Genomic DNA, 24,166 nt, shown 5'->3' on the forward strand with positions numbered 1-24,166 from the left:
TTCAAGGTTTTTCCCCCTGAACCGCACCGGCACCAGGTGGGACAGCATTTTTTTCCAGAGAACGCTCCCACATGTACGGGGATAACCCTTCCCAGGCGCCCTGGGCATCGGCAAAGGAGAAACTCCGGCCGCTGGTAAGCTGGAGTATTTTTTCACGTGTGCTTACTGGATCTACCAGTGCGCACGTCTTAAAGTCCGCTGAAGCGAGAAGATCCAGGAAGCACTCGCTTAACAAACCCTGCATCCAGTCAACAATAGGGCTGTTGAAACCGGGTTTTGTCCTACTTCGCACAACTTCCTCCTGGACCAGACCCCCGTCCTGCTCGTTTCGCAGACCGTCAGAGCAGGCAATGAGCCTACTGCTTTCGGCCAGGTGGTTCTCTACCTCAGCTCTCATCATTTTCTTAAAGCCAGTTATCAGTTGTTTCCAGTTCGCCGTCCCTCACTGAAGCACACCAGGCATTTCTTTTCCCAATTACCGACTGAATCACAAAACAGCCTCCTTTATCAAGGGGCTTTAGCGCGGTTTCTTGCCCCTCTCCGGCAACAGATGCTCCTTGAGGTCCCTGTTGACAGGCATCCGAGGCCTACCAGTCCATTTGGCCGCGCTTGATATTCCCGGAATTCCCGCAAGGAAAGAATCAGGGATTCTGGCACCCCTTGCCAACCTTACCAGATCGTACGCACCGATCCGCAGGCTCGCCATAAATTCGTCCCTCAAACCCAACGCTGAGCTCGGAGAAAAGATTGTAAGGGGCGTATTTTTTAGGAGTTGGAGCAGGAGTTTTTCGCGATCATAGTGAAAATCGTTCGGCCTGTTGATCTGGCCTACGAAGGTAAAATCCGGTCTGGAATCAGTATATGGATCCAATCGCTCCAGAACAGAGGGATTAAAAGAATGATCGATATGTTCTGAACAGAACCCCAATTTCCTGAACCTCTCTCTCAGCTCAGGGATACAAGTTAGCACCAGGTCGCTGGCAGCAAAAACCGAATGGTCAGAAAACGGAGCGCCGCACCAGACAACGACCAGCCTTATGAACGGCACTGCTGCACGCAGGTCCCGTATCCAGGAACCCGGGAATTTATTGTACTCCGTGAGGAGCACGATGTCGGGGCTTATTTGCCTGATCTGACGGGTGACTAAGTGATAAAACCAGTCGGGACCGTCCGACGGAACGTCATTCTCTCGTGCCCACGCCTTTTGAAGCGGTTCCGCGTTGGCCAGTATTTCCGTCGCGTCATAACCGAGAGGCTTTAATGCCGAAGTCCAGAAATCGGCAGTGCCGAATACATCCGCAAAAATTTCTTCCTGCTGCTGCGAGTATGGTTTATCCGACAGGCCCGGAATAGACTGGTATATTTTCTGAAGATAGGCAGGGTATGCCGTGGAAAGCTTCACCAGCTTCAACGCGAGCCCCTTTGTGCAATCTCACTGGAAATAAAAACCTATTTTCTCAAGGGAACCCCATCCGACAGTCGGTCAGACTTTTGAAAACAGGCATTGCGCTCCTCGGCACGACTTTCTCACCGACCAGCCCTGGTAACCTCGGTTTAAGAATCTGACGGCCCCGGCCATGAACCGTCCGGTTCCGGCACGCCAGTTCTGTTTCAGGTCCCCGATGGTCTGTCGCTCGCTCCGAAGCTTGTCAGATGCGAATGATCGGCTGGAGGTTCGATGCCCGGTTCTGGCTCCCGTACCCGAAGGTTTTTCATGTCCAGCTTGCGTTGTCTTTTCAAGCATCGTCGCGTAAATCGCCGTGAGGCTTTTTCCAGATTACGGTTTTACAAAAACCCCTTACATAAGGGAGGATGCCAAAAAACTCCCGGCTCGGCCACTTTTCAATCAGCTTCATGCCGGGCCGGTACCCCTCTCTTTCCGCGTTATCAAGCACAAGATATCCCCCCGGTTTTAGCTTCCCGCGGGCATGCCAGAGACAGGCGTTTCTGGCCCTGCCATCCACTACCACCAGATCGAAACTGCTGTCTTCATAGGCATCGATCTTACTTGCGTAGTCGTAAAATGTCATTCCAGGATACCCGCCATCCTCATAACCAAGGGGACAAGGGTCCGTATCGCTTCTTACGGGGTCCGGGGACGGGACCTCAAGATAATACTCGCCGTTTGAAATTTCCTCCTCGTCGAGAAGGCTCTTAACCGTCGCATACCAGTCCTCATCGTGCTCAACAGACACGAGGTGTTTGACCCTGCCCAGGAAATAGAGGGTGGAACCTCCCGAGCCGAACTCGAAAACAACGCTTTCAGGACCAATGGAGCGGCCGATAAAATCCTGACAAGCAAAGGGGAGCCAGGGGATCCGGTGAACGAGAGGGCTGCCCTCATGGGTAAAGGAGTTTTTCCAGGGCCTGTAGTATCGGAAGGCATCCCTAAGGTGAGAAACAATGCGGCCAGGCTGCGCCAGAACTACTTTTATTACAAGCTTAAGGTAGCTCCAGAAATAGCTTTTTATATCTTCGGGAAATGCAGTCATCCCGGCTCCTTGCGGGGGAGGGCTGATCGTTTCATGGCAGGTCGCGGACAGTTTCCAACTGAGGTGCCACCGGACGCCACTCCTCCGCACTCATGAACAGGCCCGTTCTTTGCGTCTTTGCAATCAGACGATAACCAAGCTCAGACAAAAAACTATAAATGTCACCGGAAACAATTTCCTCCGTTGCTGACTCGAGAAGTTCCACGGCAACGACCCGGGGCCTGAAACTGTTCCAATCGTTTGATCGCAGAACTTCCAGGTCCATTCCCTCGGCATCCACGTTAAGGAAATCGATGGACCTTTTCAACGCCCACTTTTGCAGGATCTCCTTCAGGGGCAGGACCTGCACCTCGAGCGTCTCGACAAGCCGGCACTTTCCCCTGCTCAACCTCTCACGGGTCAACGCCTGGTCAAAGGAGTTCAATGCGGGCTCATCTAGAACATAATATTCCATCGATCCCTTCTCAAGACCGACCCCCATGCACAGATTCACATCCCTTTTGCGATGGACCCTGAATTTCTCCAGGGCCTCGGGATTGGGCTCAATATTGATTCCGCTCCATCCTGACTCGTAGAAGATCTGCGTGTTTGAAAAACGCTTCGGGTGGTGCGCGCCCACATCCACATAAAATCCATCCCTGCGGTTTTCAAGCAGGGACATCACCAGGAGGTCTTCACCTTCCTGGGAGTAGGACTGAACCGCGTACCCGCTACCGTGTTCGAGATACAGATCACGCAAGGGCCTTACAAGCCTTTCCGGAAGGATCCTTTTCAGCTTGTCCTTAAGCACTCTTTTCGAAAACACAGGCGAGTCCCTTCAGCTGCATCTTGAAGACAGGTCTGGTTACCTGAAAAAGCAGGTTGGAAAACATGGCAGCAAAAGCGTAAGAGGCAACGGTGGCCACCGCCGCTCCCATGATACCAAAGACCGGGATCAGGAGGAGGTTAAGGATCACATTGGCGATGGCCCCGAGAAGCGTTCTGAAGAGGGAAAGCCTTGTAAGTCCCTCGTTGACCAGCCATGTACTTTGTACAACGCCCAGGGAAACGAACAATCCGCCCCAGACGTGCATCGCCACGACCTTCCCTGACGCGGCGTAGGCCGGGCCGAACAGTGCAACGATGATGACATGGGAAAACAATACCAGAGGAAGTATCATGAAATAGGAAAAAACACATGTCAGCGAGAAAAGGTCCTGGAGGCGCCGGTTATAAAGGGTCTGATCCTCACCCCTTGACTGGACAATGATCGGGAAGGCGGACTGGGCCAGGAACGTAGGGATAAAGTACCAGACCTCGGAGATCCTCACCGCTGCCGCGTACAGTCCTACCTCTTCAATTCCGCTCATCTGTCCCAGCATGATCTGGTCTATTCTCATATAGACCATGATGGAGAGGCCGGACAGGAGGAGCGGCCAGCTTTCCGACAGGGTTCTCAAGGCGATATCCCTGTCGAACCGGAGGCCAGCTGGTTTTTGGCCGCGCAGTCTGTAGATCACCACGAGGCCTATGGCCTCGAGAGCGGCCTCAAGGGTGAATGCAGCCGCGAAGGCTGCTACTCCAGCTTCACTCAACACGAGAGCGACCTTGAAAGCTGAGATTAAAAGAAAGGGCACCACTTTTCCCAGAACAATATAACGGGCCTCCACCCGTGATCGAAAATGGAATTCGACGATCTTAACCGATTGAAAAACAAAGGAGATGGCCACGATAAACACGAGCCAGAAGGTCCCGTCCACACCATGCGGAAGAAGGGCTACCACCGCGATCACGATCCCCCAGGTCAGAATACCGGCCGCGAATTGCAGGAAAAAGGCGGTCCCGAGGAGACGCTGCTGGTCCCATGGCCTTTTAACAAGTTCCCTTATTACGATATTCTCCAATCCCAGGCCGGCCAGTACACCGAACAGGGAAGCGAAGGCAATAGCGTAGCTCAAGAGACCGAAACGCCCGGGGCCCAGATATCGCGCGACAAGAACGCTGACAAAAAGACCGACCACCAGTCTCAGGATTTTGTCTGAGACAAGCCACCCGGAATTGGCCACGATCTCCTGGCGGTTAGGGCTGTCGGAGAGGTGTCTCCGGATAAAAGAGGGCAGGAGTCGCAACAAGTCCATCAGTTCCGGCGCAGGGGATGAAGGTGCACCCGTTCTTCGGGCATCTGAAAGGAGTCCGTTTCCTGGAAAGAGCGCGCAGAACTTGCGCAAACTGCTAACCGTACACTGTTAAGCCTCAGGGAGTCCTGGCTGATCGATAGGTCATTATAACGGGTCATGGGGGGAGTATACCGGAATCAGGAGTCAGGAGCCAGAATCCAGGAGACAGGGGGTAATAAAAGTACGCAGGACGTAGAACGCAGCACGCAGGAGGAAAACAGAGCGAAGGGCGCCAAGAGCAGTTCGGAGTGCGGTTCGCCTACCTCGGCTGGTGCAAAGAGACATTCCATTGAGATTGCATGACAAGTGAGCGATAAACCTGGATCCTAGACCCTGGTTTTAACCGGGCAGGTTTTCTGTCGTATCTGATACATCCTTCGCCAAATTAATAGTCACCCTGGGATTGTCCGGGATATGGAGAGTCACCATATTGAACGGGATGGTGATCCCCTCCTCATCATATCTTCCCTTCAGGCGCTTGATGAACTGGTGGGTCATTTCGTAACTGTCGAAGAACTCCTCTGCGGCAAGAACGACTTTGAAAATTATACCCGAGTCGCCGAACTCATTGTACCAGATCCTGGGCTTGTGGTCCCTTCTGGCTCCATTGACCGTAGCCTGTATGTCGTCCGCAACTTCCAGGGTCACGCGCTCAACGTGCTCCAGGTCGCTGTCGTAGTGCACCCCTACATTGACGTATACCCGCATCTCTTTTGCCGGCTGATGGTAGTTTGTGAGAATGGCAGAAGCCAGTTTGGAGTTGGGGACGATGATCATATTGTTTTGCAGTGCGCGTATAGTCGTGTTTCTCCAGGTCACGTCGGTAACGTAACCCTCTTCCAGGGAGTCGAGGTGTACGTAATCCCCCGGTTTGATCTGCCGGGCAGCGATGATCTGCAAACCTGCAAACAGGTTGGACAGGGTTTCCTGAAGGGCCAGGGCCACGGCAAGACCGCCGACCCCCAGAGCCGTCAGGACCGGAGTGATGGATATCTCCAGCGATTGAAGGATGACCAGGACCCCGAGGATATAAACACCAAGTTTAATGATGTTTCCAAAAAGGGAGATGGTGGGTGTGTCACCCTTGCCTTTTTTGGCCTGGAGATTGAACAGACCAATGGAAACCCGGGCAAGGACCACCGTCAGTGAAAACAGAAAGAGGACCACCGGGACGTGTCCCAGGAATCTGGCGACATCAGGTTTCAGGACAATTGCCGAAAGGGCACCTATCATGCCGGCCAGGAAACCCCACAGGATGAGCATCCCCTTGACAGAGCGCATGACGAGACTTGCAGATTCAAAATTGATCTTCCGGAAAGCCTTGAGCATCAGGGGGAGAAGGATCTTCTCGGCGACAATGCCAAGAAGCAGGCCTCCGAGCAGGAACATGGCGGGGGCGAACCAGGGGCCAAGCGTATCTATTTCGAGCATCAGTTTTTCCCTTTAGAGAAATTGGCTCTATTCACCTAAACCATGTGATACTTTATTATACTAAATTTACCATGACACAATAGTGGCTATTGTGTCCGTGGGAACTACCTCAAGGGTAATATACCGTCTGGGCGGGAGAATTGGGAGAGAATCTATGGGTAATCACAGAAAAACAGGACAAAGGAAGCGAGGGGTTTTTCGCCGTCAGACCCTTCCGGGGGCCGTTCCCGGAACCCTTGAGGTTGATCCCGGAGCTCCCTTTTCAAAGATCCACATCATCGGTTGTTCCCCGGAGGAGATGGAAGAGAAAGAGATAGCGGAATCCACGGAGCTTTCTGCCTTTATGAAAGCCTGGCCGTTGACCTGGGTTAACGTGGATGGTCTGGGAGACAGCGCCACCCTCCTGGAACTGGCGGAAATATTTCAGATCCACAAGCTTGCCCTCGAAGATGTCGTCCACGTGCACCAACGCTCCAAGGTCGATGTGTACGACAACAACCTCTTTGTCGTCGCCCGGATGGCTTCTGTTTTAAACGGGGCCCTGGAAACAGAGCAGCTGAGCATCTTTCTTGGCGACGGTTTCATTGTGACCTTTCAGGAGAGGGAGGGTGACTGCCTTGATCCGGTGAGAGACAGGATCAGGAAAGGGAAGGGGAGGATCAGGCGGTCAGGTGCCGACTATCTCGCCTACGCCATCCTGGATGCCGTAATCGACGGATGGTTCCCGGTTCTGGAGGATTATGGGGAGAAGCTGGAAGCGCTGGAGGACTCCATCCTGGAAAAACCGGACAGTCAGACCGTCTCCTCTATTCACAGGGTCAAAAGGGATCTGCTGGAGATAAGGCGCACCGTGTGGCCTACGAGGGAAACCGTCAACAGCCTCATGCGAGAGACCGATTTTATTCAGCCAGAGACCAACCTGTACCTCAGGGACTGCTATGACCATGTTATACAGATCATCGACATGGTGGAAAGCTACAGGGACATGGCTTCCGGTCTGATGGAGTTCTACCTTTCCTCGGTGAGTAACCGAATGAACGAGATCATGAAGGTTCTGACCATTATTGCCACGATCTTTATTCCTCTGACCTTTTTCGCGGGGATCTACGGGATGAACTTTAACCCGGATGCCTCTCCGTGGAACATGCCGGAGCTGAACTGGAAATACGGTTACCTCTTTTTCTGGGCTATAATTGCTGTATTAGGTGTGACCATGCTGCTGTTTTTCCGCCGGATGGGCTGGTTGGGATCCAAAGGGGAAAAAAGGGAAAGTGATCTGTGAGACAAAGCTGAACAAAAATACTATCTTCTTGCCCATCACCGCCCGAGGCCAAGCCAGCACGGGTCTAACCCCTCCCATGAAAATGGTCGGTCCTGGTGGCAAACCTGGTATTCAGGTTCCTGTGTCAGCTATTTCGGGCAGGCGGCTTTTTTAATCAAAAGTGTATATTTATTAGAGGCGTTGCATGGGTTCCCCTTAATAATATAGGATATTCATATGGCAATGGCCATACAATCGGCGCACAGTCCGGTCAAGGTAGGGGGGTGACTGTGTGGGCTATTATGGAATTAGAAGACAAGGGAACCTGCCGCTTTCCCACCGTTGGGTTTTTCCGGGGCCTTTTCCCGGTAATCTTGAGATTTATCCTCGTGCACTGTATGGGAGCCGGGGGGAATTTTGAGAAGCGGGACCGTGAAGCAGCCCTCAATTTTGTTGAAGCGGCCAGGGCTGCCTCAATCAGTCGCATCATTTACCTCGGAGGGCTGACCCACGGGGAATGCCTTTCATCCCATCTTCGCAGTCGCATGGAGGTTGGCCGCATCCTCAGGGAGAGCGGAGTCCCCACGGTGGAGTTCCGGGCTTCCGTCATAATCGGATCGGGGAGCCTTTCCTTTGGCATGGTCAGGGCTCTTGTGGAGTGCCTCCCGGTCATGATCACCCCCAAGTGGGTCCGGGCTCTCGCTCAGCCCATTGCCGTAGAGGATGTCATCCAATATCTGCTGGACGCAGTAGATCTGCCGCTGGAGGGCAGTGCTGTTTTCGAAATAGGTGGGGCAGACAAGGTGTCCTACGAAGGGATCATGCGGGAGTACGCCAGGCAGCGAAAGCTCCGAAGGATCATGATCCCGGTCCCCTTTTTTTCACCCAAGGCAGCGAGCTACTGACTGGCACTGGTTACGCCGCTATATTTCAGGGTGGGCCGCAAACGCATCGCTTCCGTGAAGAACGACAGTGTGGTTAGGGATGCAGCTGCTCTTGAGGCTTTTTCGATCAGACCCAAGGGGCTTGCAGAAGCCATAACCAGGGCCATCGGGAACGAGGACCAGCAGTTTGCGGCAACCCACTGGTCCGACGCCCTGGCCGGAGACAACAAGGGACACCATCTGTGGGGTTTAGGTTTCGGGTCTCGCCTTGTAGACTCCTACACCAGGGTACTGGAATACTCGCCTTCGGAAGTATTTTTACCGATCCATTGTATAGGTGGAGACCACGGTTGTTACATTTACCGCTGGCTTTGGTGGATCAGGGGAACTCGGGACCGCTGTTTGGGAGGAGTGGGCCTGCGAAGGGGACGGCGGGATCCCTGCGATCTGCGGGTGGGAGACGCCATAGATTCCTGGCGGGTGGAAAAGTTCATTCCTGACCGTTTTCTCCTGCTTTTCTCAGAGATGAAGCTTCCAGGCCGGGCGTGGACCTACTTCGACGTTTCTCCCCATGAAAAAGGATCAAGGGTTCGAATAACAGCTGTCTTCGATCCCAAGGGTTTCTGGGGAAGGATCTTGTGGGTCACGGTTTCTCCTTTTCACGCCCTCGTGTTCAAAAGTATGCTTAAAGGTATCGCCAAGGCGGTCGAGCGCAATAAAAAGTGTCCGATGCAGGTTGAATATGAAGCTTTCCCGATCACTGCGGTTTCATCTTCTCCCCTATATCCGGGGTGATCGACCTTGTTCTTGAATCAACCTCGACACTTATCACAGAACTTTCTGTAAATTAAATATCAGGAAACAGATCATGCGGAATTACCTAATCCCTTGAAAGAAGGATAGAGCTGGCCTATTGTATTAAACATGGAAGATGATCGCCTTATTCTGCTCACCGCTGCGTCTGGATACATAGGAGGACGCCTTCTCTCTGATCTGGAGGACAGAGGGGAGAGGGTCCGATGCCTCGTGCGCCATCCAGTCTATATGCGTTCCCGTATCGAACCCAGGACCCAGATCGTTGGTGGGGATGTCCTCGACCCGGAATCACTGGAAAAAGCTCTGGAAGGTGTGCACACAGCTTATTATCTCGTTCATTCCCTCGGTGGAGGAGAGGACTATGAAGAAAAGGACCAACAGGCGGCATCAAACTTCGGCAAAGCCGCTCTAAAGGCAAGCGTACGGCAGATCATCTACCTTGGAAACCTGGGGCGAGGAGAGGATCTGTCACCCTATCTGGCCAGCCGCCAGGAGGTGGGCCGCATCCTGCGGGAGTCGGGGGTGCCCACAATCGAGTTCCAGTCCTCCATCATCATCGGCTCCGGGAGCCTGTCCTATGAAATGGTGAGGGGATTGGTGGAGCGCCTGCCCATCATGATAGCCCCTCGCTGGGTAAGGTCGAAGGTTCAGCCCATCGCAGTAGAAGATGTTCTGGTGTATCTGATTCAGGCTCTCGACCTGCCGGAACCCGAAAATAGGATCTATGAGGTCGGGGGGGCGGACATATCCTCCTATGAGGGTGTTTTGAGACAGTACGCCCGCCAGAGGGGGCTGCGCCGCATAATTATTTCCATCCCCCTCCTCACACCGCAGTTGTCCAGTCACTGGCTGTCCCTTGTAACTCCCCTTTATTACAAGGTTGGGCACCAGCTTGTTGAAGGGGTCAGGAACGAGAGAACCGTCCAGGACCCGAAGGCTCTGGAGGTTTTTCCCCTCAGACCCATGGGCCTGACGAAAGCCATGTCAAGGGCTATGTCCAAGGAGGATCATCAGTTTGCCAAGACCCACTGGTCCGATGCCCTTCCGGATATCATCCCCGGTCATCACTGGTGGGGTATGCCATTCGATGGCAGGCGGGTTGATTCCTATCACCGGATTCTGCCCTATTCCCCCGAGGAGGTTTTCACTCCCATCCAGTGTGTGGGGGGGGAGCATGGATGGTACGGCTGCAACTGGATGTGGAAAATAAGGGGGGCCATGGACCGATTGATTGGCGGCGTCGGCCTGCGCAGGGGGCGCAGGGAGCTCTGTGACATAAGAGTCGGGGATGCTATTGATTTCTGGCGGGTGGAAAAATACGTAGAGAACACACACCTTCTGCTTTACGCCGAGATGAAGCTGCCTGGCCGGGCGTGGCTCTATTTCGAGGTGGGTCCCAACGAGAAGGGCGCCGAGGTCCGTATGACGGCTGTTTTCGATCCCATGGGTGTATGGGGGAGGGTTTACTGGTACCTTGTCTATCCTTTCCATTACCTGGTCTTTAACAGCATGTTCAAGGGGATCGTCAGGGCTATTGAACAAAACAAAAAGGAGTGTGTCGTTTGATGGACCCGGAAAAGTTCATCAAACAGTCCCGCCAGAAAACGGGAAGGGATTTTTTGGGAGGATATCAACAATGAAGGGGAAATTGCAGTCCGGTGCCGGTTTTGTGGTTTTTCTGCTGATGTGCCTGGGGACCCAGCTTACCGGCAGTTTTCTGACCTTGCCGGCCATTCGCTCGGGATGGTACGCAGGTCTCGAAAAACCGTTCTTTAACCCGCCCGGTTGGCTCTTCGGGCCGGTCTGGACTGTGCTCTATTTTACTATGGCTGTGGCAGCCTGGATGGTATGGAACCGGGATCCCGAAGCTCCCCTCGTCAAGCCTGCTCTGCTGATCTTCTTTACACAGCTTATCTTCAACGTGTTCTGGTCGGCTTTTTTCTTCGGTATGCGTCGGCCCGGGTTGGCCCTCATGGAGATCATTGTGTTGTGGCTGTTGATATTGGCCACTGTACTTGTTTTTGCCAGGATCAGCAGATGGGCGGCTTTGCTTCTGGTTCCATACCTGGTCTGGGTTCTATATGCTGCGGCACTCAACGGTGCCATCTGGTGGTTGAACCGGGGTCTTGCGGCTCCAGGGGGGTGATGATGACCTGCGGTAGAGCAGAACCCGGAAAAACGGGGAGTTCTGAAAGGAAGCCTTCTTGGAGGTAGTGTCGACCATCGCGTCAGGGGCGCGACTCATGCGATCCCATCCGAAAAAATCTGTTCTTTCCCTTACGTTCACTAATGGCGCTAAATCCAATGGGCAGGTCATAAAGGGCATGAAAGAGCTGGCCAAAGGTAACGAGCCCTATATGCTTGGGGCGGCCCTTGTGGGTGTAAAGGGTCTTCAAAAGATCGTTGCGGATGCCGCCAGCCTGTTTTTCAACCGTGAATTTGCCGCCTTTGACGACATGGATGAGGCGAAGGAATGTCTGCTCTCGCACGGGTAAAATAAAGTACCCGGTACCCAGGAGCCAGTAGCCAGGAGGAAAGAACTGTATCTAAGTCTCTAGCCCGGACTATTCACGAGGTTCTTTTCCGTTCCGGCGGCGTTGCTGAGTCGTTCGCTTGTGCGGAATACTAAAGTATGCCTCCGCGCTCACTGGACAGTCGCCTTGCCGGAACGAAAAACTCCTCTCCTGACTCTGTCCGCTCAACCCCGCCTAATTCATGATGCTTATAGCGCCATTCCCATTTATCTTTAATTGCCACACAGTTAGCTGACATCTCATTTGCATCATGAATAATGCGGGCTAGGTGTCGAAGTGTCGAGGTAAAACCTTCAATAATCAACCTGCCACAGCGATTAGTCACGGCAAACCAAAGGCGACTACGGAAGCTGAATTAATCTTTGATTTTTGGTCAACTTTGAGATCTGAGATCTGAAATTTGAAATTTGACTAACTTTCCGGCAGGAACCCTGACACCTCGGTCTGCAGCAGGTGTGTTATGGTGTCCCTATCCTGTGAAACATCCCAGATGGATTCCAGGTTCTTATACCTTGAAATAACTCCACCTTTTTTCTCGACGATAATGATGGAGCTGGAGAAAATTTCAAATTGTTCCAGAAAGTGTCTGTTTTCAGGATCATCCACGTTGATAATGCACATAGCCAATTTGCCGGCGCCGAAGTGGTCGGCATAGGTTATCTGCAAAGTATTTTGGAGGGTTGATTCCAGGACTTCACACGATTGGCAACGGAACTTGCGATGAAAGTAGTAAACGATAACCTGGTTCTCGTTAAGGTTCCCGAGACATCCGTCAGGCAACGAACTCTCAGCCAAGGCTGGCCCTGGTGTTGCCACCAGCAGGGTTGCCAGCAGCATGGTGGCAAAAAACACCGTTACACGAAACGCAGTCATCTCAGGCAATGCCTCCCCTCGGCAAAATATCCCGGTCAAACACCTGTTAGCAGAAGATAAGTCGGTGGGCTTTCTTTATGATTGCCTACCGAACAACACAATATTTTAGAGGAATACAGAAATAAAATCCACCATCTAATAACGGATTTTTTTAAACGCAGAGTTCGCGAAGGACGCAGAGGAAGGCTCTAAACTTGGGAAAGCGCGGTTACTTTAATAGCAGAATGCAGAACGTAGAACGTAGAACGTAGAATTAAACTCGAACCCGAACCCGAATGTTCTGTCATTCCGGGCAAAGCGCAAGGGATGACCCGGAATCCAGTATCTTAAAGTGATTAAAGCCTTAACGCAGGAGGAGATCAAAAGCATGTTGATTACAGTAATCAGCTGACAGACAATTTCTCTTGCACCTTGCACCTTGCACCTTGCACCTTGCACCTTGCACCTTGCACCTTGCACCTTGCACCTTGCACCTTGCACCTTGGATCAACCAACCCCTTCGATCATAAAGATCGTCACCTCAGGTGGTGCGAAAAGCCTCAGTGGAGGCCCCCATGTCCCGGTTCCGCGGCTGGTGTAAATTTTAGATCCCATCCCGAGATCATACAGGCCTGCCAAATAGGGATAGCGCAGTTTAACCGGATAGTTGAAGGGGAAGATCTGGCCCTTGTGTGTGTGGCCGGACAGCTGGAGCTGGAAGCGTCCCAGGGATGATTCCTCGATGACAGGATGGTGTTTTAACATGATCGTAAAGAGACCCTCCTCATCACCCATGTTCAGGGCGGCTCCCTCGTCGGTGTAGGAGAGTTGCCTGGTTTGCCGTTCTGCCGGAAAGTCAACACCTGCTATACGTACAGGACCGGTTGTCACTGCCTGGCCGCGCAGCACGGTGAACCCGGCATCCTTGATAAAGGCAAGGCTTTCCTTGAGGCCGGCGTAAAACTCATGATTACCGGTGACAGCAAATTTTCCCAGGGGAGGGTTGATGGCGGCAAAATAGGCGCTCATGTGGTTAAGGTGAGGAATCGCCCCGTCCATGAAGTCCCCTGTACAAACTAGAAGATCCGGTTTCTCATCAAAAATTATGGAGGCTATCTGATCGATACGCTTCTGGCCTTCAATGACCCCGAGGTGCACATCCGATATTTGAGCGACCTTGACCGGTTTGCTGCCAAGGGGGAGAAGCTGTGTTCTGATAGTGATCCTTTCCGTTTTCAGGTTCCGGGCTTCAAAAAAGCCAAGGACAGTAGCCGCTGATATAATAACGATAATGGCAATATATGCTGCTTTCGGGGGCAGGATGAGTCTGTAGGATTCCGGTGTGATAAGAGCTGCCGCCCTCACTCCCGTGTTCCACAGGTCCCGGACAATACCCAGGGACAGAAACCACAGCAGGATCGCCATCCAGGTGTAGGAGACCCATGCCATGGCGGTTGCTCCCAATATCTGGTCATTTCTTTCCAGAAAACGAACGAGAATGGGCCCGTTCAGCATCAGGAGCAGGAACCCGGTAAGAAGAGCAAGCCACCACCCCTGAGGTTGAAGAACCTGAACAGTCTTCCAGAAAAAATAGGCGTGCATGCTGCCGTAGATGCCAAAATAGATGAGAAGGAAAATCAGCATATTATTTCCCCAGGGTGCAGTTATGTGGGAATTCACACAATGACATCTGTTATATTAGAATTCATTCAGACAAGGCAAGCAAGCTTGAATGAGAATATCCCTGAAGCGCAAACTGAAGACAGTGGGAACTAGATCCCGGGAGTGCTTTCCATGAATATCACCATTCGGATGGTCCTCATTCTTTCCTCTTTCGCTGTTGTTCTTGCCATAGCAACTTTCCTTGCGGCTGTTTCCCCTGCTCTCGCTACGACTGACTACGCCATCGAGACGGGGCAGGAATGTTCTATCTGTCACATCTCCTCATCGGGCGGCGGAGGGTTGACCCAGGCTGGCGAGTCCTACAGCGAGGACGCAGAGAACTGGAAGGCCCCGGCCGGGCCTGCCAAAAAGATTCCGGTCTACCTCCGGGTGGTTCACATGATCATTCTTTATGCTCACGTCTTTTTCGGTATCATATGGATAGGTACCATCCTCTACGTACACCTGGTTTTAAAACCCAAATACGCACTGGGAGGTCTTCCCAGAGCGGAACTCAGGCTGGCATGGCTCTCCATGCCCATGCTGGGTCTGACGGGTGTGCTCCTTACAATGTGGAGGCTACAGCTTGCGCCGGGCCTTTTTACGACCATGTTTGGAAAGCTGCTCCTTGCCAAGATCACGGTGTTCCTTCTAATGGTGTCTTCGGCCACCTTCGTGACCCTTTACATCGGCCCCCGGCTCAAGGCACTTGTGGCGCATCACGGATCTGTTAGGGATATCTCCGGCAAGGACCGGTTCACCCCGGAGGAGCTGGAGGACTACGATGGTGTCGGGGATAGCAAAACCCTCATCGCCGCCATGGACAAGGTGTACGACGTTTCACCAAGCCCCATGTGGAAGGGGGGAGTGCATGCCAGACGCCACAAGGCGGGACAGGATCTGACAGAATATCTGGATGGCGCCCCCCACGGACCTGAAGTTCTGGACAGGTACGAGAAGGTGGGGGAGTTTGTTAAAGTGTCGGCTAAAGTTCCCGCCGTTGTGCGGATCTTTACCGTAAACGCCTACTTCAACCTCATCGGATGTTTCCTCATAGTCCTTATCCTTGCCCTGTGGAGATGGTGAAGGACAGTGCGAAGCCATCAACCTTGAAACCCGAAACTGATAATTCTGCCCTCAATCGATTCATTTCACATTATCATGATCAAATGACAGACGAAACCCACACATATCGATTAATGCATCCTGGAGAGGAACGGACCGTTTGCGAAATGGTTCATCGTGTTTTCGACCTTTCGATAGCGCCTCTCTACAGTAAAAAAGGCCAGCAAAACTTTAAAAAATATGTTGATCCGGAAGAGATGTCCGCGAGGACCCACGCCCACCATTTCGTCCTTCTGGCACTGGCAGATGGTGTTATGATCGGGATGATCGAGATGCGCCGCCATCGGCACGTATCCCTGTTTTTTGTAGAGTCGGAGTTTCAGGGCAAGGGGGTGGCAAGGGAGCTTCTGAAAAAGGCTGTTAAGTTTTGCCGATCGACAGACCCAAAGTTGAGGGAGTTCACGGTGAACTCCTCCCCCAATGCCCTCGGGGCCTACCAACGGTTGGGTTTTACGGCCACCGGAGAAGAAAATACCATTAGTGGAGTGCGATATATTCCCATGAAAAAGGTGTTGTGACGCGATCCCGGTTACTATAAGAGGCGACCTCTTTTTACCGCAGAGGACGTCACGCCAGAGGCGTGATGTCGCCGCGTCACCGCGTCACCCTGTCATGTGAATTTCAATCTACCCCGTGTCCCCCGCCTGCCCTGAGCTTGTCGAAGGGCGTCCCCATGTCATATGAATTTCAAACCACCTGCTTCAACACACCTTCCCCTCGATATTATCCCCGTGCTAATATAATTGCCGTGAGTGTCCTTTATTTTCTTGATCTTCTGGGTACAGCCGCTTTCGCTGCCTCCGGTGCCCTCGCCGGTGTTCAGCGGAGAATGGATCTTCTCGGAGTGGTGGTCCTCGCATTGGTCACGGCCGTCGGAGGCGGTACTATAAGAGACGTCCTGCTGGGTTCGGTGCCGCCGTTCTGCTTCAAGGACGAAAATTATCTTTACCTGTCTATTGTTGTGGCTCTACTGGTCTTCTATTTTCATCACAGCCTGGATTTTCTGCACCGGCCCCTGCTGTACTTCGATGCTCTGGGTCTCGGGACCTTCCTCGTGATTGGCACCGGCAAGGCCCTGGCTTACAATCATGGTTTTTTGGTGGCTGTTATGATGGGTGTGATGACGGCTACCGCAGGCGGAGTGGTGCGGGACGTTCTGTCTGACCAGGTGCCGTTCATTCTTCAGAAGGAGATCTATGCCACCGCCTGCATCTTCGGGGGTATCCTGTACTATTTTCTTTATCGATTGGGAGTGAACGAATCTCTGGTCGCGGTGGTCGCAGCCCTTGTGGTTGTCGTTATCCGCGTCATCGCCATCCACCGGCACTGGTCCCTGCCTGTAGCCAAGATCGACCAGGGCCTTTGATCTCATGGGAAACGGTTCTCAAATTAAACACGAGCCATTTGATTCTACAGGAAGAGTCATCCATCCGGGAGGGCTGATCCTGTCAGCGAAAGCAGAAAGAAAATGAACATCGCAAAAAACGTCTTGTTCGATTTTGATGGAACCCTGATGAACACCTGGCCTGGGATCGAAGCGACTCTCAAGGCTTCCCTGAAAGCCCTTGATATCTCTGTGCCTGATGCTATTGTAACCCGCGCCCTGGTGGGGATCCCCCTTATGAGGGTTTTTGAAGTGCTCCTGGAAGGTGATACGGTCAGGGCCGGGCTTGCCACGGACAAGTACAGAGAGTTGTTCCCCGTGGTTGGCATGTCCGGTGCCAGCCCTTTTGAAGGAGTGCCGGGGATGTTGGAAGGGCTGAAGATGGAGGGTCGGGAGGTTTTTCTGGTCACGGCTCGCAATGAGATGATCACAAAGCAGATGATGATAGACCACAGCCTGACCCGATTCTTCACATGGGTGCGGGGAGAACAGGAGGGCGAGGTCCTCGATGGGAAAGAGCGCATGGTGGCTGAGGTCCTTCAGAAATTCAGCCTGAACCCTGAAGATTGTGTTTTTGTCGGTGACCGCAGGTACGATGTTGAGGCCGCCCTTGCCAACAGTATGCAGGCTGTGGGTGTAACCTATGGATATGGTACGGAAGAAGAGTTAATGGATGCCGGAGCCGCGCAGTTGGCGGGATCTATAGAGGAGTTGGGGGAAATGCTTTTAAAAGCAAATTAATTGAGGATTGAGTTTTAAATGCTTGTCAAAATCCATGATCTATTTTTCATCTTTCATTTTTCATAATGCGGAGCTCGCCTTGGAAACTTTCATAAAAGCCTTTGTGGCCTACTTTGTCATCGTTGACCCTGTCGGGACTTCCATGATCTTCAGCGGGCTCACCAGCGGGAAGGATGAGCTCTATGCACGCAGAATGGCCGTGCGATCTGTCCTGTTTTCAACAGTGCTGGTCCTGCTCTTCGGGTTCTGGGGGATGGCTCTCCTGGGTGTCCTGGGCATACAGATGGAATCCTTCCGCATCGCCGGCGGGCTTTTGATCTTCTATGCTGCCTTTGGCATGATCACTCGTCCAGACAGTTCAACAGACCCTTACCGGAAGGGTGTTTTCGAGGATATCTCCGTGTATCCCCTTACGATACCCCTTATTGCCGGTCCCGGCTGTCTGACCCTGACGATCCTTCTTTTCTCCAATGCCCGCGACCAGGGAGCGGGCTTTGCTCCGCTGATCCTGGCCATCCTTGCCATTTTTTCAATGACATTCTTGAGTTTTCTGTTTTCAAAGAAGATGGCCCGCCTGGTGGGACAGACCGTCAACAGTATTTTCACCAGGCTCCTTGGGGTTATTCTGGCCTCTCTCGCCATCCAGTTCATTGCCGACGGGATCAAGGCGCTGTGGAGGTGATAAAGACCGGATCCCGGTTCATGCAAATCGACCAACTAATTCCGTGATACCTGGCTACCCCGAAACCAGACTCGGAACGATGATCTCTGGAACTCCCACTCTGCTCGCCTCCGTGATCAAAAAACACGAAAATTCCACAATGAACAATAAGCTTTTTTGTTCCCCTTTCTTTACATAGTCCCCACGCGGATCTAAGCTTTCAATACCCTTCGAATATCGTGAACGTCTTAAAGTCCAATCTGTGTCCGAATAACTCTGCCGAGGTTCGTTGGAAGGAAATGGTCCTTCCACGTTTAATAACAGGAGGTTAGATATGAACGGAAAATGGATGAAACTGGCTGCGGCTGCTCTGGTGCTGGTCGTGGGTACAGCGGTTCCGGCCTTGGCTTTCGAGCCTGCAGGGGTCACATGCATCGCTCCGGCCAACCCGGGGGGAGGTTGGGACTTTACCTGCCGTTCGGGAGCCCAACTCCTTTATGACCTGAAGATGGTCAGCAGGCCGATCCAGGTGATCAACATGCCCGGGGCCGGAGGTGGCGTGGCCTACGCACACGTGGTCACGGAAAAGAAGGGTGACAACAACCTGTTGGTGGCGGCAAGCCGATCCACCACTACAAGGCTGGCCCAGGGTCAGTACAAGGGCTTTACCGAGAATGACGTAAGGTGGCTGGCGGCAAACGGGGCCGACTACGGTGTGATCTCCGTCAGGACAGACGCGCCGTGGAAAAACCTCAAGGAACTCATGGCGGCGTGGAAGACTGATCCGAGCAAGATCGCTGTGGGCGGCGGCAGCGCCGTGGGCGGTCAGGACCACATGAAGGTCATGATCCTGGCCAAGGCGGCCGGTATCGACCCCAAAGCGGTCAAGTATGTACCCTTTGACGGCGGCGGTGAGGTCATGACCGCACTCCTCGGTGGATTCGTGCAGGTATTCCCGGGGGACATTTCGGAGGTCAAGGCGCAGCTGGACGGCGGGCAGATCCGCGTGCTTGCTGTCATGGGTGACGAGAGGCTTCCGGATGAACTGAACAGCATCCCCACAGCCATTGAAGAGGGTTACAAAGCCAAGTGGGTTGTCTGGAGAGGGTTCTACATGCCCGCCGGGACCTCTGACGAAGCATACAACTACTGGATCGACGTCCTTAAAAAGGCAACAGCTTCCCCTGAGTGGGCCAAGATGAGAAAGCAGAACGGGATCGCGCCCTTCTACAGGAGCGGTGCTGATTTCAAGGCTTTTGTTGATGAGCAGGTTGAAGAGATCCGTGGGCTCACGAAGGAGCTAGGTCTGTGACAGATCGACTGACAGGCGGCTTGCTGCTGGTTCTCTCCCTGGGATATGCCTATCAGGCAAAATCCTTTGATGTAGGGTTCATGGCTGACCCCATCGGGCCCAAGGCCTTCCCTCTCATCATCGCCGCCTTCATGTTTCTGATCTCCCTGTATCTCATATTCAAGCCGGATCCGGAACCAGAGTGGCCGGTACAAAGGGTGTGGGTGAACAAGGGGCTGGTTCTCCTGAGCTTCGTATTGTATGCCTATGCCTTGGTTCCACTGGGGTTTCTCCTGTCAACGACGCTCCAGGTGACATTCCTGGCTTTCATGTTCAAAGGTAAGATCTGGAAGGGGCTGGCGGCCGCTGTGGCCGCCAGCCTCATTCTCTATTCCATCTTCGTGTTCCTGCTGGGCATCCCTCTGCCAGTGGGGAAAATATTCGGAGGCTAGATGAGTGTAATTCACTCCATGGCACAGGGATTTGCAGTCGCCCTGACCCCCATGAACCTGATGCTGGCCTTTTCGGGGGCGGTGGTAGGGACCATGGTGGGTGTTCTGCCCGGCATCGGCCCTATCACGGGTGTCGCTATCCTGGTGCCCCTTACCTACGCTATGAAGCTCCCACCCGAATCGGCCATCATCCTCCTGGCCGGCATCTACTACGGAGCTATGTACGGTGGCTCCACCACAAGCATCCTGCTCAACGTTCCTGGAGAGACAGCCTCGGTGGTCACCACCCTTGACGGGTACCAGATGGCCAGGCAGGGCCGGGCGGGATCCGCTCTGGCCATGGCAGCTATCGGTTCCTTCGTGGCTGGAACATTGTCAGTCCTGGGGCTCATGCTCTTCGGACCCTTCCTCGCCAAGTGGGCCATCCGTTTCGGCCCGGCTGAATATCTGGCTCTGATGGTGTTCGCCTTTTCCATGATCTCGACCCTGGCAGGGAAGAACCTGGCAAAGGCCCTCATCGCCACACTGCTAGGCCTCGCCTTCGCCACAGTGGGGATCGATCCAGGGAGTGCTGTACCCCGCTACACATACGGTCAACTCAAGCTTTACGACGGGATGGATTTCCTTGTAGTTGCCATCGGTCTGTTCGCCATAAGTGAAATTCTTGTCCTGCTGGAGGAGACTCACACAGGACAGACGGTGGCCGCCGAGATGGGAAAAGTGTGGATCTCATTTAAAGAACTGATGTTCTCCATGGGGGCCGTTCTCCGCGGCAGTATTCTCGGCTTCTTTATCGGCGTGCTGCCGGGTGCCGGTGCGTCTATTGCCAGCTTCATTTCCTACACTCTTGAAAAGCGGGTGTCCAACCGCAGCGACACCTTCGGCAAGGGTGACATACGCGGTGTTGCCGGTCCCGAAGCGGCCAACAACGCGGCTGCGGGGGGCGCTCTTATCCCCCTTCTCACCATGGGCATACCCGGTAGCGGAACCACCGCCATCCTCCTTGGTGCCCTTATGGGGATGAATGTCACCCCGGGTCCCCTGATGTTCCAGAACCACCCCAAGGTCGTTTGGGGCCTGGTGGCCTCCATGTACATCGGTAATGTCATGCTCCTGATCCTCAACCTTCCCCTTGTGGGGCTGTTTGTGAAGATCCTGCTGGTCCCGCGTTGGATCCTCCTGCCCGTTGTTACGGCTGTCAGCTTCATAGGTGTCTATTCGGTGAACAACAGTCCCTTCGACCTCCTTCTCATGGCGGGGTTCGGACTGCTGGGCTATCTTATGAGGAAAATGGACTATCCTCTTGCGCCGGTGATCCTGGGGCTTGTGCTTGGCGAGATGATGGAGAAAAACCTGAGAAGGGCGCTGTCTATAAGCGGGGGAGAGTGGAGCTATCTCTTCAAGAGCCCGATTTCCATCACCCTTTGGGTACTGGCTGCTGTCAGCCTCTTTACACCCCTGATCTTCCGGAAACTGAAAACGATGAAGGATGAGATCGTGACAGGAGAGGAAGAGCTTTGACCACTTTTGGGGAGGAACTGAATTTGAACCTGTTCTATGTGGTTTTATGGGCGTCGGTGGGGGGGGTGGCCGCATGGAGGCTTCATCTGCCCGGCGGAGCGTTCATAGGAGCGCTTTTAGCCTGTGTCCTCTACAGAGCTGTCGCGGCTCAGCTGCCGACCCTTCCCGGGTCGGTCTCTTTTGTGATCCAGATCCTGGCCGGCATCCTTGTGGCATCCTCTTTCGACCCTCATCTGGCAAAAACCTTCAAACACCTTCTCCCGTGGGCTTTTGCCGGAGCTGTTTTTTACATTCTGGTGGGTTTCCTCCTGGCCCATTTTTTCACCGCCCTGGGTGTCCTGGAGCCCAGGACCGCACTTTTCAGCCTCACCCCTGGCGGCCTCATGGGGATGAGCGTCATTTCCACAGCGGAGAATTCACAGCCAGGGGTTGTAGTCATGTTTCATTTCATCCGTGTGATCTTCGTCCTCCTTGTCACCCCCTTTATAGGGTATTTCATTCACAGATGACGCCCGGGCGACGGGGGGGGGGAGGCTCGACGGTAATATCTTCTCTCGGGCCGACCCACCTTACGATAGGTCAGGTCAGCCAGGAGGGAGCCGCTTGAAACCAGAAATTCCAGGTAGCGTCGTGCCGTGGTCCGGCTGACACCAAGAACAATCCCGGCTTTCTCAGCGCTTATTCCCTCATCTGATAAACCTGCCAATACCTTCTGCACCTTTTCCAGGGTAAGTGGGTCGATCCCCTTGGGAAGGTCGGAGGCTGCAGCCCTCCTCGTCTGAGCTGTACCCAGAAGGCGATCCACCTCATTTTGTTCCAGATCATCATCATGGTCCAGTACCCGGCGGTACTCCAGATACTTTTCCATGGATTCCCTGAAACGGGAAAAAACCACAGGTTTGATGATGTAATCAAAAACACCACTGCGAAGCGCTTCCCTGAGGGGTGTGACCTCCCGGGCCGCGGTGATGAGGATCAGGTCAACCTCCCGATGCTCGCTGCGCAGATCGTGCAGCAGATCCATCCCGTAGCCATCGGGAAAGAAAAGGTCCAGGAGGACAAGATCGGGATCGAGGACCTCGCACATCTCCTTGCCGTGAACAAGGCTATTGGCTATCCCTACAACTTCGAACCCCTCCACTTTTTGGGTGAAACGTCGGTGAATATCGGAGATGCGTTCATCATCCTCCACGATGAGAACCCGAATTGCGCTGTTGGTCAAATCTGGACCTCCTTGGGTATGGCAACTGTGAAGAGGGCGCCGCCGATCTCGCTTGTTCCGATGGTGATATGACCTCTCAGTCCTTCCAACGCTTCTTTTACCAGGAAAAGGCCAATTCCGCTGTGAGGATGCTTCTTGGAAGATTCACCACGCCCGAAGATCCTCTCTTCGGCCCCATGAGGGACGCCTTTACCGGAATCCTCCACCTCGATGATGATATCCTCACCAAGGTCTGTCATGGAAAGTCTTACTTCTGCTTCATTTTCATGGTTCTCCATGGCGGCTTCCAGGGCGTTGTCCAGGAGGTTTCCCAGTATCGTGATGATCTTTTCACGGCTCATCCCTTTTGGCATATCTGACAGGCTGCTTTCCTCGTCTACTTTGAAGGTGACCTTCAGTTCCTGGGCCCTGTTGAATTTACCAAGGATAATGGCAGACAGGACGGGATCAGGGACCGCCGATGTCAGCAGGTGTATGATACTCTGGTAGCCAGAGGTTTCAAGGGCTAAGATCTCCAGGGCTTCGCTGTAAGACTCCAGCTGGATAAGCCCTGCCAGCGTGTGAAGTTTGTTGGAGTATTCGTGGGTCTGTGAACGGAGCATCTCGGAATATTCCCTGACGTGGAAAAGCTCCATGGCCAGCCGGTCGATCTCACCTTTTCTGCGGAAGGTCGTCACGACACCTGTAACTCCCTTTTTCCCGGTAATTGGGAGGATGTTGAAGATCATCTCTTTACCATCAACGGTGACCTCCCTGTCCAGAATAGATGTGCCTGTAGCCAGCACCTCTTTCATCCCGGTGCGTGGGAACACATCATTAATCCCTCGACCCTCCAGACTGTCGGCTGTGGTGTATCCCAGGTTGCTCAATGCCGCCTGGTTGGCCAGTGTTATTGTCCCTTCACCGTTGACGGCAATGATCCCCTCCCTTGCCGTTTCCAGAATAGCTGTCCGCTCAGTGAAAAGTCGTGCGATCTCATGTGGTTCAAGGCCGAAAATTGCGCTCTTGACGTCATTTGCTATGAAAGCAGCCCCGATGACCCCCGCGATAAACAGGACCCCTATGTACCAGACCACCTGCGACTGGCGGCCTCGGATGGCGCTGTTAACGTCCTCAATAAGGTAACCGACCGACACGATCCCCACGACCTTTCCATCCTCATCGAGGACAGGGGTCTTTCCCCTGAGTGAAGGGCCGAGCGTTCCCACTGCCCTTGAGACATAGGATCGGCCTTCCTCGAGGGCGGGGGCGTTGTCGCCGCCCACCATCAGTTTTCCCAGACGGTCCGGATTGGGGTGGGAATAGCGACGGCCTTCCCAGTCTCCCACAACAACAAATTCAGCTCCCGTAAGTTGCCGGATCTCTTCGGCGATCTCCTGTATTCGTCCCTCAGGATCCTTAATAACAAGCTGTGACCTGACCTGGGGGATACGGGAAACGGACTGGGCCAGGCTCAGCGCCCGGTTGCCGATCTGACTTTCAAGGATCTGGGCAATGGTGTTGGAAAAGGCCATCCCGATGAGCCCCAGCATGAAAATAAGAAGCACCGTTACAAGAATGATCAGCCGCAGCTGGAAGGGGACCGGGCCAATGGTCTTGAGGCTTGTGCGAAAACCGTTCATGGTGTCAAGCTCCTGTGGTTTTTCCTTTATGATATATTTATATTCCGGATATGGGGAGT

The 24,166-nt window shown here is 53.5% G+C and carries 25 protein-coding genes; 15 read left to right on the plus strand and 10 right to left on the minus strand.

Features of this window, described 5'->3' with window-relative positions:
* Position 1 precedes the first annotated feature (1 nt).
* The 6 genes from P1S59_01795 to P1S59_01820 form a co-directional block, all read right to left on the minus strand.
* Positions 2 to 400 (minus strand): hypothetical protein, encoded by a 399-nt coding sequence (locus tag P1S59_01795; protein MDF1524989.1) that lies wholly within the window; start codon positions 398 to 400, stop codon positions 2 to 4.
* A gap of 117 nt (positions 401 to 517) precedes the next feature.
* Complete coding sequence (locus P1S59_01800; protein MDF1524990.1) at positions 518 to 1,411, minus strand: hypothetical protein; 894 nt, start codon at positions 1,409 to 1,411, stop codon at positions 518 to 520.
* Positions 1,412 to 1,736: 325 nt separating this feature from the next.
* Positions 1,737 to 2,492 (minus strand): hypothetical protein, encoded by a 756-nt coding sequence (locus P1S59_01805; GenBank protein MDF1524991.1) that lies wholly within the window; start codon positions 2,490 to 2,492, stop codon positions 1,737 to 1,739.
* A 31-nt stretch (positions 2,493 to 2,523) separates the two neighbouring features.
* Entirely contained in the window at positions 2,524 to 3,297 is a 774-nt protein-coding gene (locus tag P1S59_01810; protein MDF1524992.1) for an FkbM family methyltransferase, read from the minus strand.
* Positions 3,275 to 4,609 (minus strand): flippase, encoded by a 1,335-nt coding sequence (locus P1S59_01815; GenBank protein MDF1524993.1) that lies wholly within the window; start codon positions 4,607 to 4,609, stop codon positions 3,275 to 3,277. The genes P1S59_01810 and P1S59_01815 overlap by 23 nt, the downstream gene beginning before the upstream one ends.
* Before the next feature lie 378 nt (positions 4,610 to 4,987).
* The gene (locus P1S59_01820) at positions 4,988 to 6,079 is read right to left on the minus strand and encodes a mechanosensitive ion channel family protein (protein MDF1524994.1); all 1,092 of its coding nucleotides are present in this window, start codon (positions 6,077 to 6,079) and stop codon (positions 4,988 to 4,990) included.
* A gap of 154 nt (positions 6,080 to 6,233) precedes the next feature.
* On the opposite strand from P1S59_01820, the gene corA reads away from it, so the two are divergent.
* The 6 genes from corA (at position 6,234) to P1S59_01850 (ending at position 11,535) form a co-directional block, all read left to right on the plus strand.
* On the plus strand, positions 6,234 to 7,361 hold the full coding sequence (corA, locus tag P1S59_01825) for a magnesium/cobalt transporter CorA (protein ID MDF1524995.1): 1,128 nt from the start codon (positions 6,234 to 6,236) through the stop codon (positions 7,359 to 7,361).
* Between the two features lie 281 nt (positions 7,362 to 7,642).
* Positions 7,643 to 8,245 (plus strand): hypothetical protein, encoded by a 603-nt coding sequence (locus tag P1S59_01830; GenBank protein ID MDF1524996.1) that lies wholly within the window; start codon positions 7,643 to 7,645, stop codon positions 8,243 to 8,245.
* 69 nt (positions 8,246 to 8,314) lie between these two features.
* On the plus strand, positions 8,315 to 9,019 hold the full coding sequence (locus P1S59_01835) for a DUF2867 domain-containing protein (GenBank protein ID MDF1524997.1): 705 nt from the start codon (positions 8,315 to 8,317) through the stop codon (positions 9,017 to 9,019).
* 129 nt (positions 9,020 to 9,148) lie between these two features.
* Positions 9,149 to 10,606: an SDR family oxidoreductase gene (locus P1S59_01840; protein ID MDF1524998.1), complete on the plus strand. Its 1,458-nt coding sequence runs from the start codon at positions 9,149 to 9,151 to the stop codon at positions 10,604 to 10,606.
* A gap of 70 nt (positions 10,607 to 10,676) precedes the next feature.
* Positions 10,677 to 11,186 (plus strand): tryptophan-rich sensory protein, encoded by a 510-nt coding sequence (locus P1S59_01845; protein ID MDF1524999.1) that lies wholly within the window; start codon positions 10,677 to 10,679, stop codon positions 11,184 to 11,186.
* 58 nt (positions 11,187 to 11,244) lie between these two features.
* Positions 11,245 to 11,535 carry a hypothetical protein gene (locus tag P1S59_01850; GenBank protein MDF1525000.1) on the plus strand — a complete coding sequence of 97 codons (291 nt, stop codon included), beginning with the start codon at positions 11,245 to 11,247 and terminating at the stop codon, positions 11,533 to 11,535.
* A gap of 450 nt (positions 11,536 to 11,985) precedes the next feature.
* Here the strand turns inward: P1S59_01850 and P1S59_01855 are convergent, their stop codons facing one another.
* A complete protein-coding gene (locus tag P1S59_01855; protein ID MDF1525001.1) occupies positions 11,986 to 12,447 on the minus strand; it encodes a nitrophenyl compound nitroreductase subunit ArsF family protein in 462 nt (153 codons plus the stop codon).
* A gap of 486 nt (positions 12,448 to 12,933) precedes the next feature.
* Complete coding sequence (locus tag P1S59_01860; GenBank protein MDF1525002.1) at positions 12,934 to 14,070, minus strand: metallophosphoesterase; 1,137 nt, start codon at positions 14,068 to 14,070, stop codon at positions 12,934 to 12,936.
* 150 nt (positions 14,071 to 14,220) lie between these two features.
* Here P1S59_01860 and P1S59_01865 point away from each other — a divergent pair, with 150 nt between their 5' ends.
* From P1S59_01865 to P1S59_01905, 9 genes are all read left to right on the plus strand, one after another.
* Positions 14,221 to 15,174: a cytochrome b5 domain-containing protein gene (locus P1S59_01865; GenBank protein ID MDF1525003.1), complete on the plus strand. Its 954-nt coding sequence runs from the start codon at positions 14,221 to 14,223 to the stop codon at positions 15,172 to 15,174.
* 146 nt (positions 15,175 to 15,320) lie between these two features.
* The gene (locus tag P1S59_01870) at positions 15,321 to 15,731 is read left to right on the plus strand and encodes a GNAT family N-acetyltransferase (protein ID MDF1525004.1); all 411 of its coding nucleotides are present in this window, start codon (positions 15,321 to 15,323) and stop codon (positions 15,729 to 15,731) included.
* A gap of 230 nt (positions 15,732 to 15,961) precedes the next feature.
* The gene (locus P1S59_01875) at positions 15,962 to 16,579 is read left to right on the plus strand and encodes a trimeric intracellular cation channel family protein (protein ID MDF1525005.1); all 618 of its coding nucleotides are present in this window, start codon (positions 15,962 to 15,964) and stop codon (positions 16,577 to 16,579) included.
* 102 nt (positions 16,580 to 16,681) lie between these two features.
* Entirely contained in the window at positions 16,682 to 17,338 is a 657-nt protein-coding gene (locus P1S59_01880) for an HAD hydrolase-like protein (GenBank protein ID MDF1525006.1), read from the plus strand.
* A 79-nt stretch (positions 17,339 to 17,417) separates the two neighbouring features.
* Entirely contained in the window at positions 17,418 to 18,020 is a 603-nt protein-coding gene (locus P1S59_01885; GenBank protein MDF1525007.1) for a MarC family protein, read from the plus strand.
* A 313-nt stretch (positions 18,021 to 18,333) separates the two neighbouring features.
* Positions 18,334 to 19,311: a tripartite tricarboxylate transporter substrate-binding protein gene (locus P1S59_01890; GenBank protein ID MDF1525008.1), complete on the plus strand. Its 978-nt coding sequence runs from the start codon at positions 18,334 to 18,336 to the stop codon at positions 19,309 to 19,311.
* Positions 19,308 to 19,742, plus strand: a complete 435-nt coding sequence (locus P1S59_01895; protein ID MDF1525009.1) for a tripartite tricarboxylate transporter TctB family protein — start codon at positions 19,308 to 19,310, stop codon at positions 19,740 to 19,742. Before P1S59_01890 ends, P1S59_01895 begins: the two co-directional genes overlap by 4 nt.
* Positions 19,743 to 21,263 (plus strand): tripartite tricarboxylate transporter permease, encoded by a 1,521-nt coding sequence (locus P1S59_01900; GenBank protein ID MDF1525010.1) that lies wholly within the window; start codon positions 19,743 to 19,745, stop codon positions 21,261 to 21,263.
* Between the two features lie 23 nt (positions 21,264 to 21,286).
* Positions 21,287 to 21,772 (plus strand): AbrB family transcriptional regulator, encoded by a 486-nt coding sequence (locus tag P1S59_01905; GenBank protein ID MDF1525011.1) that lies wholly within the window; start codon positions 21,287 to 21,289, stop codon positions 21,770 to 21,772.
* Here the strand turns inward: P1S59_01905 and P1S59_01910 are convergent.
* Together P1S59_01910 and P1S59_01915 are read right to left on the minus strand one after the other, a co-directional pair.
* Positions 21,763 to 22,485: a response regulator gene (locus P1S59_01910; protein ID MDF1525012.1), complete on the minus strand. Its 723-nt coding sequence runs from the start codon at positions 22,483 to 22,485 to the stop codon at positions 21,763 to 21,765. The genes P1S59_01905 and P1S59_01910 overlap by 10 nt on opposite strands.
* The gene (locus P1S59_01915) at positions 22,482 to 24,107 is read right to left on the minus strand and encodes a sensor histidine kinase (protein ID MDF1525013.1); all 1,626 of its coding nucleotides are present in this window, start codon (positions 24,105 to 24,107) and stop codon (positions 22,482 to 22,484) included. Before P1S59_01915 ends, P1S59_01910 begins: the two co-directional genes overlap by 4 nt.
* Positions 24,108 to 24,166 lie beyond the last annotated feature (59 nt).

Source organism: bacterium (assembly GCA_029210965.1).
GTDB lineage: Bacteria > BMS3Abin14 > BMS3Abin14 > BMS3Abin14 > BMS3Abin14 > JALHUC01.

Coding starts and splice junctions, on each gene's coding strand:
- P1S59_01865 (MDF1525003.1), top strand. CDS start 14,221: ATGAATATCACCATTCGGATGGTCCTCATTCTTTCCTCTTTCGCTGTT.
- corA (MDF1524995.1), top strand. CDS start 6,234: ATGGGTAATCACAGAAAAACAGGACAAAGGAAGCGAGGGGTTTTTCGC.
- P1S59_01870 (MDF1525004.1), top strand. CDS start 15,321: ATGGTTCATCGTGTTTTCGACCTTTCGATAGCGCCTCTCTACAGTAAA.
- P1S59_01805 (MDF1524991.1), bottom strand. CDS start 2,492: ATGACTGCATTTCCCGAAGATATAAAAAGCTATTTCTGGAGCTACCTT.
- P1S59_01900 (MDF1525010.1), top strand. CDS start 19,743: ATGAGTGTAATTCACTCCATGGCACAGGGATTTGCAGTCGCCCTGACC.
- P1S59_01845 (MDF1524999.1), top strand. CDS start 10,677: ATGAAGGGGAAATTGCAGTCCGGTGCCGGTTTTGTGGTTTTTCTGCTG.
- P1S59_01795 (MDF1524989.1), bottom strand. CDS start 400: ATGATGAGAGCTGAGGTAGAGAACCACCTGGCCGAAAGCAGTAGGCTC.
- P1S59_01915 (MDF1525013.1), bottom strand. CDS start 24,107: ATGAACGGTTTTCGCACAAGCCTCAAGACCATTGGCCCGGTCCCCTTC.
- P1S59_01880 (MDF1525006.1), top strand. CDS start 16,682: ATGAACATCGCAAAAAACGTCTTGTTCGATTTTGATGGAACCCTGATG.
- P1S59_01815 (MDF1524993.1), bottom strand. CDS start 4,609: ATGGACTTGTTGCGACTCCTGCCCTCTTTTATCCGGAGACACCTCTCC.
- P1S59_01855 (MDF1525001.1), bottom strand. CDS start 12,447: ATGACTGCGTTTCGTGTAACGGTGTTTTTTGCCACCATGCTGCTGGCA.
- P1S59_01820 (MDF1524994.1), bottom strand. CDS start 6,079: ATGCTCGAAATAGATACGCTTGGCCCCTGGTTCGCCCCCGCCATGTTC.
- P1S59_01830 (MDF1524996.1), top strand. CDS start 7,643: ATGGAATTAGAAGACAAGGGAACCTGCCGCTTTCCCACCGTTGGGTTT.
- P1S59_01860 (MDF1525002.1), bottom strand. CDS start 14,070: ATGCTGATTTTCCTTCTCATCTATTTTGGCATCTACGGCAGCATGCAC.
- P1S59_01840 (MDF1524998.1), top strand. CDS start 9,149: ATGGAAGATGATCGCCTTATTCTGCTCACCGCTGCGTCTGGATACATA.
- P1S59_01890 (MDF1525008.1), top strand. CDS start 18,334: ATGAACGGAAAATGGATGAAACTGGCTGCGGCTGCTCTGGTGCTGGTC.